The organism is Pseudomonas sp. TH07 (assembly GCF_016651285.1).
Lineage (GTDB): Bacteria > Pseudomonadota > Gammaproteobacteria > Pseudomonadales > Pseudomonadaceae > Aquipseudomonas.
Map to the genome: position 1 here is coordinate 5829399 of NZ_JAEKED010000001.1, position 17024 is coordinate 5846422.

The window sequence follows — 17024 nt, forward strand, 5'->3', positions numbered from 1 at the left end:
ACCTTTTGTTTTTATTGTCAGTCGTGCTGTCTGCGTCGCCGAAGGGCGTCGCGGCTAGCGCCCGATGGGGTAGATGATGGATTTTTCCTGAGTGAACTCTTTCAGCCAGTTCGGCCCGAATTCGCGGCCGATCCCAGAGCGCTTGAAACCGCCGATCGGCGCATACGGCAGGCCGCCGCTGCCGCCGTTGAGGTACACGCTGCCGGCACGGATGCGCCTGGCCAGGGCATAGGCGGTGGCGGCATCGGCCGAAGCCACGGCGCCGTTGAGGCCGAAGCGCGAATCGTTGGCGATGGCCACCGCCTCGTCGTCGCTGTCGAACCCCAGGACCACGCCCACCGGGCCGAAGATTTCTTCCTGGGCCACGGTCATGTCGTTGCGCACGTTATCGAACAGGGTGATCTCGCTGAAAAAACCCTGGCGCAGGTGCGCCGGGCGTCCGCCACCGCACACCAGGGTGGCCCCTGCATCGCGACCGCTGGCGATGAAGCCCTCGACCTTGGCCCGCTGCGACTCGCGAATCAGCGGGCCCATCATCACGCTGGGGTCCGCCGGGTCGCCGACCTTCCACTGCCCGGCAATCGCCTTGGCGCACTGCACGAACTGCTCGCGCACCGAGTGATGCACCACGAACCGGGTCAGCAGCGCACAGCCCTGCCCGGCATTCACCGCCAGGCCGGCTACCGCGCCCAGGGCAGTGGCCTGGATGTCGGCATCGGCACGCACGATCAGGGCCGACTTGCCGCCCAGCTCCAGATGCACACGCTTCAGGGTCGGCGCGGCCTGGCCCATGATGCTGATGCCCACGGCTTCCGACCCGGTGAACGAGACCATGTCCACCCGCGGGTCGCTGCTCAATTGGCTGCCGACCTCGATGCCGCCGGTGACAATGTTCAGCACGCCCTTGGGCAGGCCGACTTCCTCGGCGATCTCGCCGAACAGCAGCGCCGAATACGGCGTGAAAGGCGAAGGTTTGAGCACCAGGGTGTTACCCGCCAGCAACGCCGGGAAGACCTTGGCCAGGTTGAGCAGGAACGGGAAGTTGTAGCCGGTGATGCCCGCTACCACCCCGATCGGCTCGCGCTCGACGGTGCCGCTGCCCAGCAGCATCGGCCCGCCCGGGTTGAACGGATTGGGGTTGGCGTGCACCGGGATCTGCTGGCTGTCGCTGTGCAGCGACTGCTCGATGGCGGTCAAGACATGGGCCAGGGGCATGTCCACCTGCATGGCGTAGGTCACGCCCTGGGAGCAGCCCACCTCGGCGATGATCAGCGCCGCAAGCTGTTCCCGGCGGGCCACCAGCGCGGCGTGCATGCGCCGCAGGTAAGCGCCGCGTTCAGCCATGCTCAGCCAGGGCCAGGGGCCGTTGTCGAAGGCGTGCCGCGCCGCGGCCAGTGCGGCGTCGGCGCTGTGCCGATCACCGACCGGAGCCCAGCCGATCACCGCTTCGGTGGCCGGGTTGAGCACGGCTTCCAGCGGGCCGTCGACGCTGACCCAGGCCCCGTCGATATAGAGCTGGTCCAGGTGGGTAAAGGGAACATGACTGCTGCCGGGGTGGCGGGTGTGCTGATTCATGATGCTGGGGCTCCTGAGGGTATACCGGTGATCAGTTCTGCGGCACGCATGGCGATGGCCATGGCCGGGGCATTGGTGTTGCCGGACACCAGGCACGGCATCACCGAGGTATCGACCACCCGCAGGCCCGCGACGCCGCGCACACGCAGTTCAGGGTCGAGTACCGAGCTGCTGTCGGCGCCCATGCGGCAGGTGCCGGAAACGTGGTAGGCGGTCTGGCCGAAGTGGCGAAACGCAGCCAGGATCTGCTCGTCGCTCTCCACCGGTGCGCCGGGGGTCAGCTCGGCGACGATGAACGGCTTGAGCGCCGGCTGCGCGGCCAGGCGGCGGAACCAGCGAAACAGGGCAATCGCCGAAATACGGTCGATCTCGGCACTCAAATAGTTAGCGTTGATCTGCGGCGGCACCCTCGGGTCCGCCGACTGGATGCGCACCTCGCCCTGGCTTTGCGGGCGCAGGAAATAGCCGCCGATGGTCAGCCCGGGCTGTTTGTCGATCGCCACCTTGTTGCCGTCGCCGTCCATGGAATACAGGCTGACGCCAATTTGCGCGTCCGGGCGGTCCAGCTCGGGCCGGGTCTTGATAAAACCGCCGGCCTCATGGGCCGCGTGAGTCATCGGGCCGTTCCTGCGCAGAAAGTAACGGGCCAAGGCGCCGAGCAGGCCCAGGCCATGAAAGCAATGGTTGAAGCTGCCCCGGGTGACCCGGTACTGCATGGCCATGTACACGTGCTCGCGCAGGTTTCGCCCGACTTCGGGGGCGTCCTGCAACAGCGGGATCCCCAGTTGCTGTAACAAATCGGCCGGGCCGATACCGGACAGTTGCAACAGCTTGGGCGACTCGATGGCCCCCGCGCACAGCAGCACCTCGCGGCGCACCGTGAACCGCGTGTTGCCGTCGCCGCCACTGACCTGCACCGCAGAGGCCCGGCGCAGGTTGAACTCGATGCGTTGCACGTCGACACCGGTCATCACCGTCAGGTTCGGCCGGCGGCGCACCGGGTCGAGGAAGGCCCTGGCGGCGCTGAAACGCTGGCCCTTCCAGGTGGTCTGGGGCTGGTAACCAAAGCCGCCGCGACTGACGGCGTCGACGTGGTTGGTGTCGTCGCTGCGTGCCACGCCCAGCGCCCCCGCCGCGCTGATCACGGCGTCGCACAGGGCATCACCCGAGGGATGCAGCGTGACCTTGAGCGGGCCGCCCACGCCGCGCCACTGGCTGGCCCCCAACTGGTGGTCTTCCAGGGCCACAAATTGCCGGCCCATATCGGCCCAGCCCCAGCCCACGCAGCCTTGCGCTTCCCAGTGGTCGTAGTCGGCCGGTGCGCCGCGCACATAGACCATGCCGTTCACCGAGCTCGAGCCGCCCAGGGTCTTGCCCTTGAGCCACTGCTCGTCACGCATGCCCTCGCCCCGGGCGGCCTGGTAGCTCCAGACATGGGGGTTGCCCGGGCTGAGCAATTTGCCGATGCCTCGAGGCATGGCGATCAAGGGGCTGCTGTGCTCCGGGCCACTCTCGATCAACAGCACCGAGACCTGGGGATCGGCGGACAGTCTGTTGGCCAGGACGCAGCCGGCCGAGCCCGCACCGATAATGATGTAGTCGTAGGTTTTGCTCATGCTGGTTCTTCTTTTTCAGGTTGCGGTAAGCCGCTGGCCACCCGGATCTATCAGCTGCGCAAAGGCTGCTGTGCGTCGACGGGCAACTGGGCGTAGGGCGTGAGGCCGATGCTGCTGAAGGAGTGCGGAGCCTGCAGGGTGCGGCGCGGACTCTCGGAGCGGCGCGGGATCCAGAAAATCGGAGGCGTGTTCTGGTGTAAATGACGTACCAGGTGCGGCGCACGGTGCACAGGAACAGACATCGGGGTTGCGGGGGCGTGGCTCATTATTATTCTCCAGGGTCTCTGACGGACTGGAGATACGGTAAGACCGAGCGCCTGAAGCCACAACGAACAGAACCGCGAATCTGTTCGGCGAACGGGCCGATAATTAACACTTTTGTGCAAACTGTCCTAAAACTTAGATTGCTTGCACAGAAAAGCCTATGCCACTGTTTCAACCTCACCGCCGGGCAGCTGCCATGCCGGGCGCCAAGACTCCAATAAGAACGCTCAGCAGAGGTACCGGATGACTCGCTCCGCTTCCGTACAATTAGCCGACAAAAGCCACTCCAGACAGCGCCACGCCCTGCGCTCGCAACGCACCCGCGAACTGTTGCTGGACCACATGTACCGCCTGGCCCTGGAAAAGGACTACGGCGAAATCACCGTTCAGGAACTGCTGGATCGCACGGGGGTGGCCCGCTCCACGTTCTACGCCCACTTTCGCGACAAGGAAGACCTGATCGCCGCCGGCTACGAAGCCATTGGCACGCCCGCCACCAAAGTCACCGACGTCAGTGGCGACCAACGCGTGGTGCTGGATGTTTCGGCCTGGCTGTTCAGCGCCACCGAACGCCATGCGGCGCTGACCACGTCTTTTTTCAGCGGGCCCGGGCAGAGCGTGATCCTCGCCCACCTGGAAAACATCCTGATCATCCAGGTGCGCGAGCACTACCGGAAACAGGGGCTGTATCAGGTGGCGCAGATGCGGGGCGAAGTGGCGGTACGCTGTTTTGTCGGAGCGCTGATCGGGCTGTGGCTATGGTGGGTGCGCCATGGCTACCCGAATTCGGCGCGAGAAATGACCGAGACCTTCGACAGCCTGATGAACAATGGCTACTGGCCGGCCAAAGGCTGCACCTGCTGCTGAAGGCCTAGGACGCACAGGCCATGATCAGGAACTGGCGCAAGGCCTGGGCCGGCTCCGACAGGTGCTGGTCCGGGAGCCAGATCAGCCCCAGCTCCATGGGGGGAATCGCATCCACCAGGGGCCGGATTTCGATCTTCTTGCCCTCCAGGGACCAGGCCCGGTACAGCATGTCCGACAGAATCGTCACGCCAAAGCCGTGCCCCACCAAGCCGCGCAATGCCTCCAGCGACGAGGTGCGAAACGCCACCTTGGGCGCCAGGCCACGGGACTCCCAGTAGCGCAGCGTCGAGGCATCGCCCTCATCCAGCGTGGCGAGGATATAGGCGTGCTCGGCCACGTCGGCAAGATTGATCGAGCTGGCCGCCATCAGCGGGTGCTGGCTGGACAGCCACAGCTGGCGCCGCGAGCGGATCAACACCTGGTGCGCGAACACTTGCAGGTTGGGGGTGTTGGAAACAATGGCCAGGCCCAGGTCGAGGTCGCCATTGCTCACCGCGGCCTCGATGCTCTGGCGGTCCATGTCGACCAGGTCGATCTCGACCTGCGGGTAGCTGCGCTTGAAGCGTGCCAGCAACGCCGGCAGAAAGTAGCCCAGCACCGTGTATGAAGCACCAACACGCACCGTGCCGCGCATGGCATGGCTCAGAAACAGCGGCTCGCTGAGGGCGTCCTGCAGGGTGTCGAGGATATGCCGCGCATGCTGGGCGAACTTGTTGCCTTCGGCGGTCAGCGTCACCCCATGGGGCAGGCGCTCGAACAGGCTGACGCCCATGGTGCCCTCCAGTTGCAGGACCGCGGCGGTGATCGCCGACTGCGACACGTGCACCTTGAGCGCCGCCTGGGAAAACTGCCCGGCATCGGCGGCGGCCACGAAATAGCGCAACTGGCGCATGGAAATATCTTTGCCCTTGGTCATCGGCTGCCCTGCTACCTGCCCGCGAAATAAAGGAGCCGGCTTGAACCCTGGGCCAGCACTGAAAGACGCCCCATCGGGGGCGCCTTGGCCATCCAGAGGACTTAGCGGCGGATGGTTGCGGTGATTTTGGCGTGGGGCCCCGCAACCTGCGCCGCCCAGGCTTGTGCGGCCTGATCGAGGGTGTAGTCGGCGTAATCCACCTGGATCTGCTGCTCGCGGGCAATCGTCAGCAATCGCCGCCAGATCTGCTCGCGGTCTGCGGACGGACGCTGTCCGGTGCCGATACAGGACAGGTTGCGAAACAGCAGGTCGGCGATGTCCAGGTTGAGCTGGCGCCCGGCGCCGGTGCCGATGGTCATGATCCGCGCGCCCCAGTTGGTGGCCTTCAATGCCGTCAGCATGGGCTGCCCGCACACCAGGTCGAGCACCACATCGAATCCGCCATCGGCGGCATCCTTGAGTGCAGCGACGTCATCGCTGCCGCCCAGGGCCACCACTGCATCGGCCATCCCGCGTGACCTCAGGCGTTCCAGGGCCTGGGCAGAACGCGCCGCACCGACCACCTTGCCGGCGCCCATGCCGCGCGCCAGTTGCAAGGCGATCTGGCCAAGCGTACCGGTGGCGCCCAGGATCAGGACCTTCTCGCCCTTCTGGATCTGTGCTTTTTCCAACGGCACGATGGCGCCGGTGGCGGCGATGCCCATGCTGATCGCGGTTTTGTCGTCAACCTCGTCCGGCACGTCCCAGACTTCCGCCTGGGGCACCAGGGTGCGCTCGGCCCAGGCGCCAAAAGGCAACACCGAGCGCTCACCGAAATACACCCGGCGCCCGTCCGGGGCGCGGCCCACGCCTTCGCCGCGGATGACGCAGGGGTATTCCACGCCGAGCCGGTACGCCCCCAGCACATCCCAACCGCCCAGGCCAGCCGTGTCGACGTCGATCAGGACCGCGCCGTCCTGCGGTTGCGGATCACGAAACTCGCCCACCACCGGCGGCGCATTGCGTTCGGAAATGATTGCTGCACGCATGGCATTCTCCTTGTCTGTTTTGTTTTAAGGTTGCGCATCGAGCAATAATTGAACATTTTTCAGTTATTTGTCCATAAATTTACCAGGCGTTGATTCAACGGCCCTGGCGGAAGCCCCCAAACAACGCGGAGCAGCGCCTGGCGTCGGCGCCCGAGCGGCAAACGAAACACTGATCAGGACACACGCCTGCAGCGTTCGGACACCCAGCGCTCCAGCCCGGATCCGGTATCTGCAAAGCCAATACCACCTGCCTGTTTTTGTGATTTTACGATGGCAGGGACGCTCCCTAGACTCCGGCCCACAACAAGGCGACGCCATGCTCCCGGCGCCGTCGCGAGAATAAAGCCTGGAGGATGAACATGAGTGCGTCCCCGTCCCTGGATGACAAGTACGTCCAGCACAGCGGAAAAGTTTTGCTCACCGGGATCCAGGCGCTGGTCCGCCTGCCCCTCATGCAGCGTCAGCGCGACCTGGCCAACGGCCTGAACACCGCCGGGTTCATTTCCGGCTATCGCGGCTCGCCCCTGGGCGGCTTCGACCAGGCGTTGTGGAAAGCCCGCGACTACCTCAAGGAACACCACACGGTGTTCCACCCCGGCATGAACGAAGACCTCGCCGCGACCTCGATCTGGGGCACGCAGCAGGTCAATCTGTTCGAGGGCGCGACCTACGACGGCGTGTTCGGCATGTGGTACGGCAAAGGCCCGGGCGTGGACCGCTGCGGCGATGTGTTCCGCCATGCGAATGCTGCCGGCACCTCGCGTTTCGGCGGGGTCCTGGCGATTGCCGGCGACGACCATGGCGCCCGCTCCTCGTCGCTGCCGCACCAGACCGAGCACATTTTCAAGGCGGTGATGATGCCGGTGCTGGCCCCCTCGGGGGTGCAGGAATACCTCGACTACGGCATGCACGGCTGGGCCATGTCGCGCTATTCCGGCTGCTGGGTGGCGCTCAAGGCGGTCGCCGATACCGTGGAAAGCGCGGCCATCGTCGACATCGACATTCACCGCGTGCAACCGCAGATACCGGATATCGCCCTGCCCCAGGGCGGCCTGAACATCCGTTGGCCGGACCCGCCCCTGGCCCAGGAACAAAGGCTGCTGGAGCACAAACTGTATGCGGCCCTGGCCTATGCCCGCGCCAACCGCCTCGACCGCATCGTGCTGGATTCGGCGAAGGCCCGGCTCGGCATCATCACCTCCGGCAAGTCTTACCTGGACGTCTGCCAGGCCTTGAAAATCCTGGGTATCGACGACGCCCTGGCGCAGCAGATCGGGTTGCGCGTGTACAAGGTGGGCATGGTCTGGCCGCTGGAAGCCGAAGGCGTCCGGCAGTTCGCCGAAGGCCTGGAAGAGATAGTGGTGGTCGAAGAAAAACGCCACATGATCGAGTACCAGCTCAAGGAAGAACTCTACAACTGGCGCGAAGACGTTCGCCCGCGCATCGTCGGCAAGTTCGACGACAAGGGTGAATGGAGCCTGCCGCACACCGACTGGCTGCTGCCGGCAGTCAACGACCTGACGCCGGCGATGATTGCCCGGGCCCTGGCCAAGCGCATTTTGCGCCTGCATCAAAGCGGCCCACTGCAAGTGCGCCTGGCGGTACTCGACGCGCAACTGGCGAGCAAAGGCCAGTTCAGCAACCTGATGGAGCGCGTGCCGCATTACTGCTCCGGCTGCCCGCATAACACCTCGACCAAGGTCCCCGAGGGCAGCCGTGCGCTGGCCGGCATCGGTTGCCACTACATGGCCGCCTGGATCTACCCGCAAACCCAGACCTTCAGCCAGATGGGCGGCGAAGGCGTGGCCTGGATCGGCCAGGCGCCCTTCACCACCACCCAGCATGTATTCGCCAACCTGGGGGACGGCACCTACTTCCACTCGGGCATCCTGGCGATTCGCGCGGCCATCGCGGCCAAGGTGCAGATCACCTACAAGATCCTCTACAACGACGCCGTGGCCATGACTGGCGGCCAGCCGGTGGACGGCAGCCTCAGCGTGGCGCAGATCAGCCGGCAGTTGGCAGCCGAAGGCGTGCAGCGGCTTGTGGTGGTCAGCGACGACGTGGAGAAATACCAGCACATCCATGACCTGGCAGACGGCGTGCCGGTGCTGCGCCGCGACAAGATGGACGAGATACAGCACGAGCTGCGGCAGTTCCCGGGGGTGTCGGCGATCATCTACGACCAGACCTGCGCCGCGGAAAAACGCCGCCGGCGCAAGCGCGGCAAGTTCCCCGATCCGGCGCGGCGGGTGGTGATCAACGAAGCCGTGTGCGAAGGCTGCGGCGATTGCAGCAGCAAGTCGAACTGCATGTCGGTGGTGGCGGTGGAAACCGAGTACGGCCGCAAGCGGGAAATCGACCAGTCGTCCTGCAACAAGGACTTCACCTGCCTCAACGGTTTTTGCCCCAGCTTCGTCACGGTCGAGGGTGGCACCTTGCGCAAGCCCAAGGCGCTGGCCACCGCTGCCGACGAAACCTGGGACTTGCCAAGCCCCACCAGTATGGCCCTGGACCAGCCCTACAGCATTCTGGTGACCGGGGTCGGCGGCACCGGCGTGGTGACCATTGGCGCCCTGCTCGGCATGGCGGCGTTTATCGAAGGCAAGGGCACGCTCAACCTGGACATGGCCGGCATGGCGCAAAAAGGTGGTGCGGTGTGGTCCCACATCCGCATCGCTGCGCACCAGGAGCAGCTGTTCGCGCCGCGCATCGCCGAAGGTGAAGCCGCCCTGCTGCTGGGCTGCGACCTGGTGGTCAGCGCCAACAGCGAAACCCTCTCCAAGCTGCGCCAGGGCGTGACCCATGCCCTGGTCAACAGTGAAGAAAGCATCACCAGCGCCTTTGTCCGCACCTTTGCCCTGCAGGCGCAGAGCGGCGACCTGCAGCAACACCCGGACCCGCTGTTCCATAGCCACAGCATGTCGGCGCAGATCGCCGAAGCCGTGGGGCCGGACCGCGCGGACTTTATCGACGCCAGCAAGATCGCCACGGCGCTGATGGGCGACTCGATTGCCACCAACACCTTCATGCTCGGCTACGCCTACCAGAAAGGCTGGTTGCCGGTGGGCGAAGCCGCGCTGCTGCAAGCCATCGAGCTCAATGGCACCGCCGTGGCCTTCAACCTTGCGGCCTTTGCCTGGGGCCGGCGCAGCGCCCAGGACCTGCCACGGGTCCTGCGCAAATTGCAGGCCGGCCAGGTGCACGCTGCCGACCGCCTGCTGTCCCAGAGCCTGGAAGAAACCCTGGCACGACGCGTCGCCGCCCTCAGTGCCTACCAGAACCCGGCCTATGCCGAGCGTTACCGGCAGCGCGTCGGGCAATTCATGGCGGCGGAAACGGCATTGCTCGGGCAACCGGGGAAACTCTCGGCCGCCGTGGCCCGCTACTACTTCAAGGTGCTGGCGATCAAGGATGAATACGAGGTAGCCCGCCTGTTCACCAATGGCGAGTTCCTGGAAAAGATTCGCGCCACCTTCGAGGGCGACTACAGCCTGCGCTTCCACCTGGCGCCGCCGCTGCTGAACGACAACGCCGGCGGCCGCGACCCGAAAAAACGCAGCTTCGGGCCGTGGATGCTCCAGGGCTTCAAACTGCTGGCCAGGCTCAAGTTCCTGCGCAACACCTGGCTCGACCCGTTTGGCTACACCCATGAGCGCCGTGTGGAACGGGCCTGGCTGGCCAACTACGAAGCCCTCATGGACGAGGTGCTGCAAGGCTTGAGCCTCGAGAAACTGCAACTGGCCCAGGACCTGTTGGAACTGCCCGACAGCGTGCGCGGCTACGGCCCGGTCAAGGAACGCTTCCTGGGCCACGCCGAGCAGCGCCAGGCGCGCTTGCTCGAACAATGGCGCAACGGCCCGGGCCCGCAGTTTCACCCGGCCACCCCGAGCGTCGACACAATCGCCTTGACCCAGCTCTAGGCGCCCACACCCTGGCGCTGCGGCGCCGGGGCAGCGATTTCCTGCCATATGGCAGGGCCTGGCGACTCGGCAAGGGCGCCAGGCCTTTTATTCAAGGGGAGTACAGATATGCAAGACGTCGTCATAGTCGCGGCCACCCGTACCGCCATCGGCACCTTCCAGGGCGCCCTGGCCACCACCCGCGCCGTGGAACTGGGCAGCGTGGTGATTCAAGCCCTGCTGAAGCAGGCCGGCATCGACGGCAGCCGGGTGGACGAGGTGATTCTCGGCCAGGTGCTGACCGCTGGTTGCGGGCAGAACCCGGCGCGCCAGGCAGCGCTGAACGCCGGCCTGCCCCATGGGGTGTCGGCCATGACCCTGAACAAACTCTGCGGCTCCGGGTTGAAATCCGTGGCCCTGGCGGCCCAGGCGATTCGCTGCGGCGATGCGCAGGTGGTGATTGCCGGCGGCATGGAAAACATGAGCCTGGCCCCCTATACCCTGGCCAAGGCCCGCACCGGTTTGCGCATGGGCCACGCGCCACTGGCCGACTCGCTGCTGGAGGATGGCCTGCTCGACGCCTTCAACGGCTACCACATGGGCATCACCGCGGAAAACCTGGTGGAGGGCCACGGCCTGACCCGGGAACAACAGGACGCCTACGCCCTGCGCTCCCAGCAGTTGGCCTGCGCGGCCCAGGAGGCTGGGCGTTTCACCGCGGAAATCACCCCGGTGTCGATTGCCCAGCGCCAGGGCGAGCCGCTGCTGTTTGCGGTGGATGAACAACCCCGTCCCCAGACCAGCGCCGACAGCCTGGCCAAACTCAAGCCGGCGTTCAAGAAAGACGGCAGCGTCACCGCCGGCAACGCCTCGGCGATCAACGATGGCGCGGCGGCAGTGCTGTTGATGAGCGCGAGCACGGCCCGGGAGTTAGGCGTGCCGGTGCTGGCCACGATCAAGGCTTACGCCAGCAGCGGGGTCGACCCGGCGATCATGGGCATCGGCCCGGTCTCGGCCACCCGCAAATGCCTGGATAAAGCCGACTGGAGCCTGGAGGAGCTGGACCTGATCGAGGCCAACGAAGCCTTCGCCGCCCAGTCACTTGCGGTCGGCAAGACCCTGGGTTGGGACAGCGCCAAGGTCAACGTCAACGGCGGCGCCATTGCTCTGGGCCACCCGATTGGCGCCTCGGGTTGCCGGGTGCTGGTGACCCTGCTTCACGAAATGGCCAGGCGCGATGCCAAAAAAGGCCTGGCGACCTTGTGCATCGGCGGCGGCATGGGGGTCGCCCTGGCCGTGCAGCGCCCTTGAGCCGCAGCTGTTGCACCCAGGCTTGAGCCAGGAACAGACCTGGCCGGCCCGCACCTTTCACCCCTGACAACAAGGTCGACCGATGAACCCAGAGCTGGCGAACAACTACCGCGAAATCCTCCAGGGCGTGGGTGAAGACCCACAGCGCGAAGGCTTGCTGGACACACCGCAACGGGCGGCAAAGGCCATGCAGTACCTCTGCCATGGCTACCGCCAGACCCTGGAGGAAATCGTCAACGGCGCGCTGTTCGAGTCGGACAACGATGAGATGGTGATCGTGCGCGATATCGAGCTTTATTCGCTGTGCGAGCACCACCTGCTGCCCTTTATCGGCAAGGCCCATGTTGCCTACATCCCCACCGGCAAGGTCCTGGGCCTGTCGAAGGTGGCGCGGATCGTCGACATGTTCGCCCGGCGCTTGCAGATCCAGGAAACCCTCACCCGGCAGATCGCCGAGGCCGTGGCCCAGGTCACCCGGGCCGCAGGGGTGGCGGTGGTGATCGAAGCCAAGCACATGTGCATGATGATGCGCGGCGTGGAAAAGCAGAACTCGGTGATGAGCACCTCGGTGATGCTCGGAGCGTTTCGCGAGTCGTACAACACCCGCCAGGAATTCCTGCAACTGATCCGCGATCGCTAGCCCGCAGCGCCCGTCGCAGCTGAGCATCCGCCTGGCGCAGCGGATGATCTTCAAGCCCACCAAAGCCCGGGCCGACGCCGGCCCAGGCTGATCCAGGGTGCTCTGGGCACCCGGATGAGTCAGACCTCGAAACGAAAGCGCCCCACGGCCAGGTTCAGCTCATCGGACAGCTCGCGCAGGGACACCACGGCGCTGGACACCTGGTGGGTGATCGCGTCGCCCTCCCCGGCCATGCGCGCGATGTGCTCGACATTCGCCGCAATCCCGCGCCCGCCGGCGCTTTGCACGCTGACCGCATCGGCGATCCGGTCGACGCCGCGAGTGGAGTCGCCCACCAGCTCCGCCGCCTGCAACAGAGTGGTCTCCAGCTCGCTGAGCAGCCGGCCGCTGTCATCCAGTGCCACAGTGCCGGCGCGCAGGGCTTCCTCGACGACCTCGGACTGGCTTTCCAGCTTGACCGTCAACTCATTGATCGAATTGGCCGAACGCGCCGAACGCTGGGCCAGGTTGCGCACCTCATCGGCCACCACGCTGAAACCGCGCCCGCTCTCCCCGGCTCGGGCTGCCTCGATCGCCGCATTGAGCGCCAGCAGGCTGGTTTGCGCAGAAAGGTCCTTGACCTGAGTAATGCTGGTGGTGATGGCCGTGGTGCTCTCGACAAAATCCCCCACCGAGCCACGGATCGCCGAAAACGCATGGCGCACGCTGTCGATGTTCTCCAGCAGGCGGGCCAGTGCCAGGTGCCCGTCCTGGGCCCCGCGCAGACTGGCCTCGGCGGAACTGCGCAGGCTTTCGGCGTGGGTCGAGATGGCGCTGATGCCGTCGCTCATCTGCTCGATGGTCATGGACACCGCCCCCACCGCGCCGGCCTGGGCCGTGGAACTCTCGGCCACCCGCGCCGAAGCCCCCACCAGCTCTTCGGCCGAAGCGCCAACCGAAGCGGCGACAGCGGCCACCTGGCGCATGGCCTGCTGGAAACCGTCGATCAATTGGTTGAACGCCTGGGCGGTGTGGGCGATTTCATCGCGGCCTATCACCCGTACGCGACGGGTCAGGTCGCCGTCACGCAAGTGGATGGATGCCTGCTCGATCTCGCGGATCGGGCGGATGATCTGCCCACGCAACAGCAGGCTGCCAAGCACCGCCAGCGCACTGGCGGCCAGCAACACCACCACCAGCATGCGCGACACCTGGCGCTGCATGGCCCCGGCCTCGGCAAACGCCTCGGAGGTCAACTGCGCCTGCAACCCCAGCAGGCGGTTGAACTGGCCTTGCAATCCGTTATTGTCGGCGCGGACCCGGCCCAGCAGCGAGGCTGCCTGCAACTGATCGCTCAGGGCCATGCGCTTGAATTCGGCCAGCCCCTCGCCCACCACCTCGGCCTGTTCCTGCACCGCCTGGTAGAGGGCTTTTTCGTCGTCCCCCAAGCGCGTTTCCCGGGCCACCTTGTCGAGCCCGGCACGCATTTCGTCGACACTGGCCTGCATATCTTCCAGGTACGACTCCAGCTCTTCGGCCGAGGCCTGGCCATTGGATTCGAGAATGCGCGCACCGGTGGCATAGGCGCCGACCATGGCCGCCTGGGAGGCCGCAGAGGTTTCCAGCACCTGGCGATACTGCTGGAACCGCAGTTGGTCGATTTCTTCGATCACCGCCTGCTGCTTGGCCAGCCCGCGATAGGCCATCCCCGAGACGAGCAACAGCGCGAGCACAAATAACCCGGGCAGCACCAGAAGCTTGGCGCCGATGGAAAGGCTTTTCAGGAAGGACATGATGGTTACCGTTCTTGTTGTTATAGACATGACTGCGCAGGCGCCAGCGCCCGCATAATTCTTTATACAGTAGTCAATTCTATAACCAGAACGACAATCTGGAAAAATCTACAGCCTGCTGCTACCCCTGGCACCGCGCGCCCTGCTCACAGGGCGCGCCTCGCCGTCACTGATGGGAATACAACGGCAACGCCTTGGCGAACCCCCGGGCCCGGAAGATGGCGCTGCCCTGCCCCAGGTCGCCGTCGCTGGCCACCAGGTACACCTCGTTGGTGCCCGGTTTGAGCGCCAGGCTGGTGGAGCGCAGGAAGTGCCCGTCGTCACGCCCCGGGATCAGGATCTGGCCGATCGGCAGGCCGTTGGGGTTGAGCACCAGCACCCGCCCCTGGCTGTACTGGGCCACATACAGGTTGCCGTCCTGATCGACCCGCATCGAGTCCGGCGACGGGCCGTTGAAGCGGTACACCACCGCCTCGCCGAACGGGGCGATGGTCTGCGCATCCTTGAGCTCGATGCGGTGCAGCAGCCCGGTGGCGAACTCGGTGACCCACAGGGTCTTGCCGTCGGGCGACAGGGCAATGCCGTTGGCGATGGCCAGCCTGGGCAGGATCGGCACGATCTGCTGGCTGCCTGGTGCCACGTAGTACACGCCGCCGGTGGGTTCGGTGGAGGTGCCCTTGAAGTCGGTGAAGTAGAAGCCGCCCTGGCGGTCAAACACCAGGTCATCCACCAGAAAGTGCCGGTTGCCGGCGATGAGCACCTGCGGGTCCGAGCCGTCGGCGTTGTAGACCATGAGGTTGCCGCTGTCCTTGAAGTTGCCCAGGCCGGCCACGAACAGCCGCCCGTCCTTGTGGATTGCCAGCCCGGCCGAGCCCAGGGCGTTCTTTGGCACTACAACACTGAGCCGGCCCTGGGGATCGGCCTTGAGCACCTGGCCGCCGAAGACTTCGACAAACAGCAGGTTGCCGGCGCGGTCGAACGACGGCCCTTCGAGCTGCAAGCCCTGGTCCGAGACCTGGAGCCAGCGCTGGGCGGTGACCGTCGGCAGGTCGCGCTCGGCCACCGGCAGCGCCTGCAACCGGGCGCCACCCGGTGGGTAGGTCAGGCTCGGCAACGGCTCGGCGGCCTGGACTCCAGGGCCCGCAGCGACAAGGGCAAACAGCAGGGAGAGCGCAATCAGCTTAGGCATGATGAAACCCCGATAGTGTTGTTATGCAGGCCATAGGTCAGGCACCCAGCAGCGCGGCCAGGGCCGGCACCGTGAGCACGGCGGTGTAGTAGCCCATGAACTGCACGCCGATGTTGAACCCCAGGAAACGCGAGAGAAAACCGCCCAGCAGGCCCACGGTGACGATCACCAAGAGGCCGAGCAAACCGCCCTCCCAGATGCCGATCACCAGGATCAGCCCGACAAAGGTCGCGATCACCGCTTCATGGCTGATCTTGCGCGACACATAGGACGCCGCGCGGTGGGCGTAATTCATGGTGAAGGGGTAGGCAATCAGGATCGCCACCACCACCGCCAGCAGGCCGTAGCCGAGGAATTCCCAGGTGCTGAGCAGCGAGTGCAGGTTGTTGACCTGGCCCGAGGCCGCGTCGACGCTGAAGCGTGGTGGCGCGTTGAACAGCGGCGCTGCCGGCCCCGCGGCCACCGGGCTCAGGGGCAGGCCGAAGGCGATCAGCGGGATCAACGCTTCGGCGATGTAGGTGGCCTCGGTCACGCCATTGCGCGCGGTAATCACCGTGGTCAGGCGGTGGTAGACATGCCGCACCCGGGAGCCCACCAGCTCGCCCATGATCACAGTCATGGCCACCGGGCTGAAGACGAAGGTGGCACTGGAAATCACCGCGGTGATGCCGGTCCACAGGCTTTGCTTGCGGTCCAGGACCTTGAGCGGGTTGGGGAAGAATCCGCCCCAGCTCTTGACGTCCGGCGACAGCGAAAAGGTTCGCACCTGATCGCGGCGCATCTTCGCCCGTTCTGCCGGAGCCAGCATGGAAAACAGCGCGGCGATCAACGGCCCGATGGCGATCCCCAGGAAATAACTGACGCTGAGCTTGACCCCGTACTGCCCGGTGAAGCTTTGCAGGCCGAGGATCACCATCACGAATGGGATCAGGGTCAACACCGCCGCCAGCCGCCCCTTGGAAAACCAGGCAATGGCCACCGCCGCCGCGAGAAAGACCCAGGGCGCCGCGTGTTTGATCATGTCGCCGAACGGCGCCAGCATCACCGCGAACAACACCGCCATCGGCACCGCGATCAAGGCCGCGATCACCGCGCCGGAAATCATCTTGCGCAGGGCAATGTGCGGCACCCCCAGGTTGCGCAGGAAGTTGGCCTCGCGCATCAATGGCGTGGCCATGGTGTCGCCGGGAATTCCCAGCAGCGCCGTGGGCACCGCGTGGGTCATGTGCTTGGCCACCGCGCCGGCCAGGAAGAAGGTCAGCACCCCGGGCGCCGGCACGCCGAGCAGCACCACCAGCAGGGTCAGGGGCGCCAGGGTGGTGGTTTCATCGCTGCCGGAAATCAGGCCGATGCCGGCAAAGATCACCGCACCGAGGATGCCCATGCCCAGGGCCATCAGGAGTGTGTCGAGCAAGGGCGCGATCATGGGCGGACACCTTGTACGGGGCCGACGGCAGCCGGCAAGTCACTGCCGGTTGCCGGCGCGACCTGAGCCTGCTCGTACTGGGCGAACAGCTCATAGAGGTCCATTTCCCGCAGTTCGGCGATGGTTTCCGGCGGCATGTCGCTGAGCCGCCCCAGGTCGCCGAATTCACTCTGCAGCTCAATCAGGACCTGGGTCCGCGTCCCCAGATCCGCCTGGTGTTCCACCACGTGGCGCTTGGGCTTGAACAGACGGGCACTGACGGCGCCGCCGATCAGGCAGCCGACAATCCCCAGCAACATGGCGTAGGCCCGCGCCATCTGCGCCGACTCGACACAGCCATTGAGCAGGTGCTGGGCACCGAAAAATGCGCCGAGGCTGACGCAGGCACCAATGCCGATCGAATAGATCAGGTGACGACCGTCAACCGTGTCGCCCCACACTTCATAGAGTTCGGGTTTCAAAGCACTTCTCCCACCGCCCCTGCGGGCTTTTATTGTTATGCACGTGAAGAGATACCA

Annotated in this window: 12 protein-coding genes; 4 read left to right on the forward strand and 8 right to left on the reverse strand. The window is 65.5% G+C overall.

What is annotated here, in order from left to right; genetic code table 11:
- Nucleotides 1–54: 54 nt before the first annotated feature.
- Nucleotides 55–1575 (reverse strand): aldehyde dehydrogenase family protein, encoded by a 1521-nt coding sequence (locus tag JFU57_RS26720; RefSeq protein WP_201131369.1) that lies wholly within the window; start codon nucleotides 1573–1575, stop codon nucleotides 55–57.
- Nucleotides 1572–3191: a GMC family oxidoreductase gene (locus tag JFU57_RS26725; protein WP_201131370.1), complete on the reverse strand. Its 1620-nt coding sequence runs from the start codon at nucleotides 3189–3191 to the stop codon at nucleotides 1572–1574. Before JFU57_RS26725 ends, JFU57_RS26720 begins: the two co-directional genes overlap by 4 nt.
- 507 nt (nucleotides 3192–3698) lie before the next feature.
- Between JFU57_RS26725 and JFU57_RS26730 the strand changes: the two genes are divergently transcribed.
- Nucleotides 3699–4322, forward strand: a complete 624-nt coding sequence (locus JFU57_RS26730) for a TetR/AcrR family transcriptional regulator (RefSeq protein WP_201131371.1) — start codon at nucleotides 3699–3701, stop codon at nucleotides 4320–4322.
- Between the two features lie 4 nt (nucleotides 4323–4326).
- Here the strand turns inward: JFU57_RS26730 and JFU57_RS26735 are convergent, their stop codons facing one another.
- Both JFU57_RS26735 and JFU57_RS26740 read right to left on the reverse strand, forming a co-directional pair.
- Nucleotides 4327–5238: a LysR family transcriptional regulator gene (locus JFU57_RS26735; protein ID WP_201131372.1), complete on the reverse strand. Its 912-nt coding sequence runs from the start codon at nucleotides 5236–5238 to the stop codon at nucleotides 4327–4329.
- A 101-nt stretch (nucleotides 5239–5339) separates the two neighbouring features.
- The gene (locus JFU57_RS26740; RefSeq protein ID WP_201131373.1) at nucleotides 5340–6266 is read right to left on the reverse strand and encodes a quinone oxidoreductase family protein; all 927 of its coding nucleotides are present in this window, start codon (nucleotides 6264–6266) and stop codon (nucleotides 5340–5342) included.
- 359 nt (nucleotides 6267–6625) lie between these two features.
- Between JFU57_RS26740 and JFU57_RS26745 the strand changes: the two genes are divergently transcribed.
- The 3 genes from JFU57_RS26745 (at nucleotide 6626) to folE (ending at nucleotide 12119) form a co-directional block, all read left to right on the forward strand.
- Complete coding sequence (locus JFU57_RS26745) at nucleotides 6626–10189, forward strand: indolepyruvate ferredoxin oxidoreductase family protein (RefSeq protein WP_201131374.1); 3564 nt, start codon at nucleotides 6626–6628, stop codon at nucleotides 10187–10189.
- Between the two features lie 108 nt (nucleotides 10190–10297).
- Entirely contained in the window at nucleotides 10298–11479 is a 1182-nt protein-coding gene (locus JFU57_RS26750; protein WP_201131375.1) for an acetyl-CoA C-acetyltransferase, read from the forward strand.
- 82 nt (nucleotides 11480–11561) lie between these two features.
- On the forward strand, nucleotides 11562–12119 hold the full coding sequence (folE, locus tag JFU57_RS26755) for a GTP cyclohydrolase I FolE (protein ID WP_020296318.1): 558 nt from the start codon (nucleotides 11562–11564) through the stop codon (nucleotides 12117–12119).
- A gap of 119 nt (nucleotides 12120–12238) precedes the next feature.
- Here the strand turns inward: folE and JFU57_RS26760 are convergent, their stop codons facing one another.
- The 4 genes from JFU57_RS26760 to JFU57_RS26775 all read right to left on the reverse strand — a co-directional run bounded on the left by JFU57_RS26760 (nucleotide 12239) and on the right by JFU57_RS26775 (nucleotide 16967).
- Nucleotides 12239–13891, reverse strand: coding sequence for a methyl-accepting chemotaxis protein (locus JFU57_RS26760; RefSeq protein WP_201131376.1), 1653 nt, complete (start codon nucleotides 13889–13891; stop codon nucleotides 12239–12241).
- Between the two features lie 166 nt (nucleotides 13892–14057).
- Nucleotides 14058–15080 carry an SMP-30/gluconolactonase/LRE family protein gene (locus tag JFU57_RS26765; RefSeq protein ID WP_201131377.1) on the reverse strand — a complete coding sequence of 341 codons (1023 nt, stop codon included), beginning with the start codon at nucleotides 15078–15080 and terminating at the stop codon, nucleotides 14058–14060.
- Between the two features lie 37 nt (nucleotides 15081–15117).
- Complete coding sequence (locus JFU57_RS26770; RefSeq protein WP_078468923.1) at nucleotides 15118–16506, reverse strand: tripartite tricarboxylate transporter permease; 1389 nt, start codon at nucleotides 16504–16506, stop codon at nucleotides 15118–15120.
- A complete protein-coding gene (locus JFU57_RS26775) occupies nucleotides 16503–16967 on the reverse strand; it encodes a hypothetical protein (protein WP_201131378.1) in 465 nt (154 codons plus the stop codon). The genes JFU57_RS26770 and JFU57_RS26775 overlap by 4 nt, the downstream gene beginning before the upstream one ends.
- Between the last annotated feature and the right edge of the window lie 57 nt (nucleotides 16968–17024).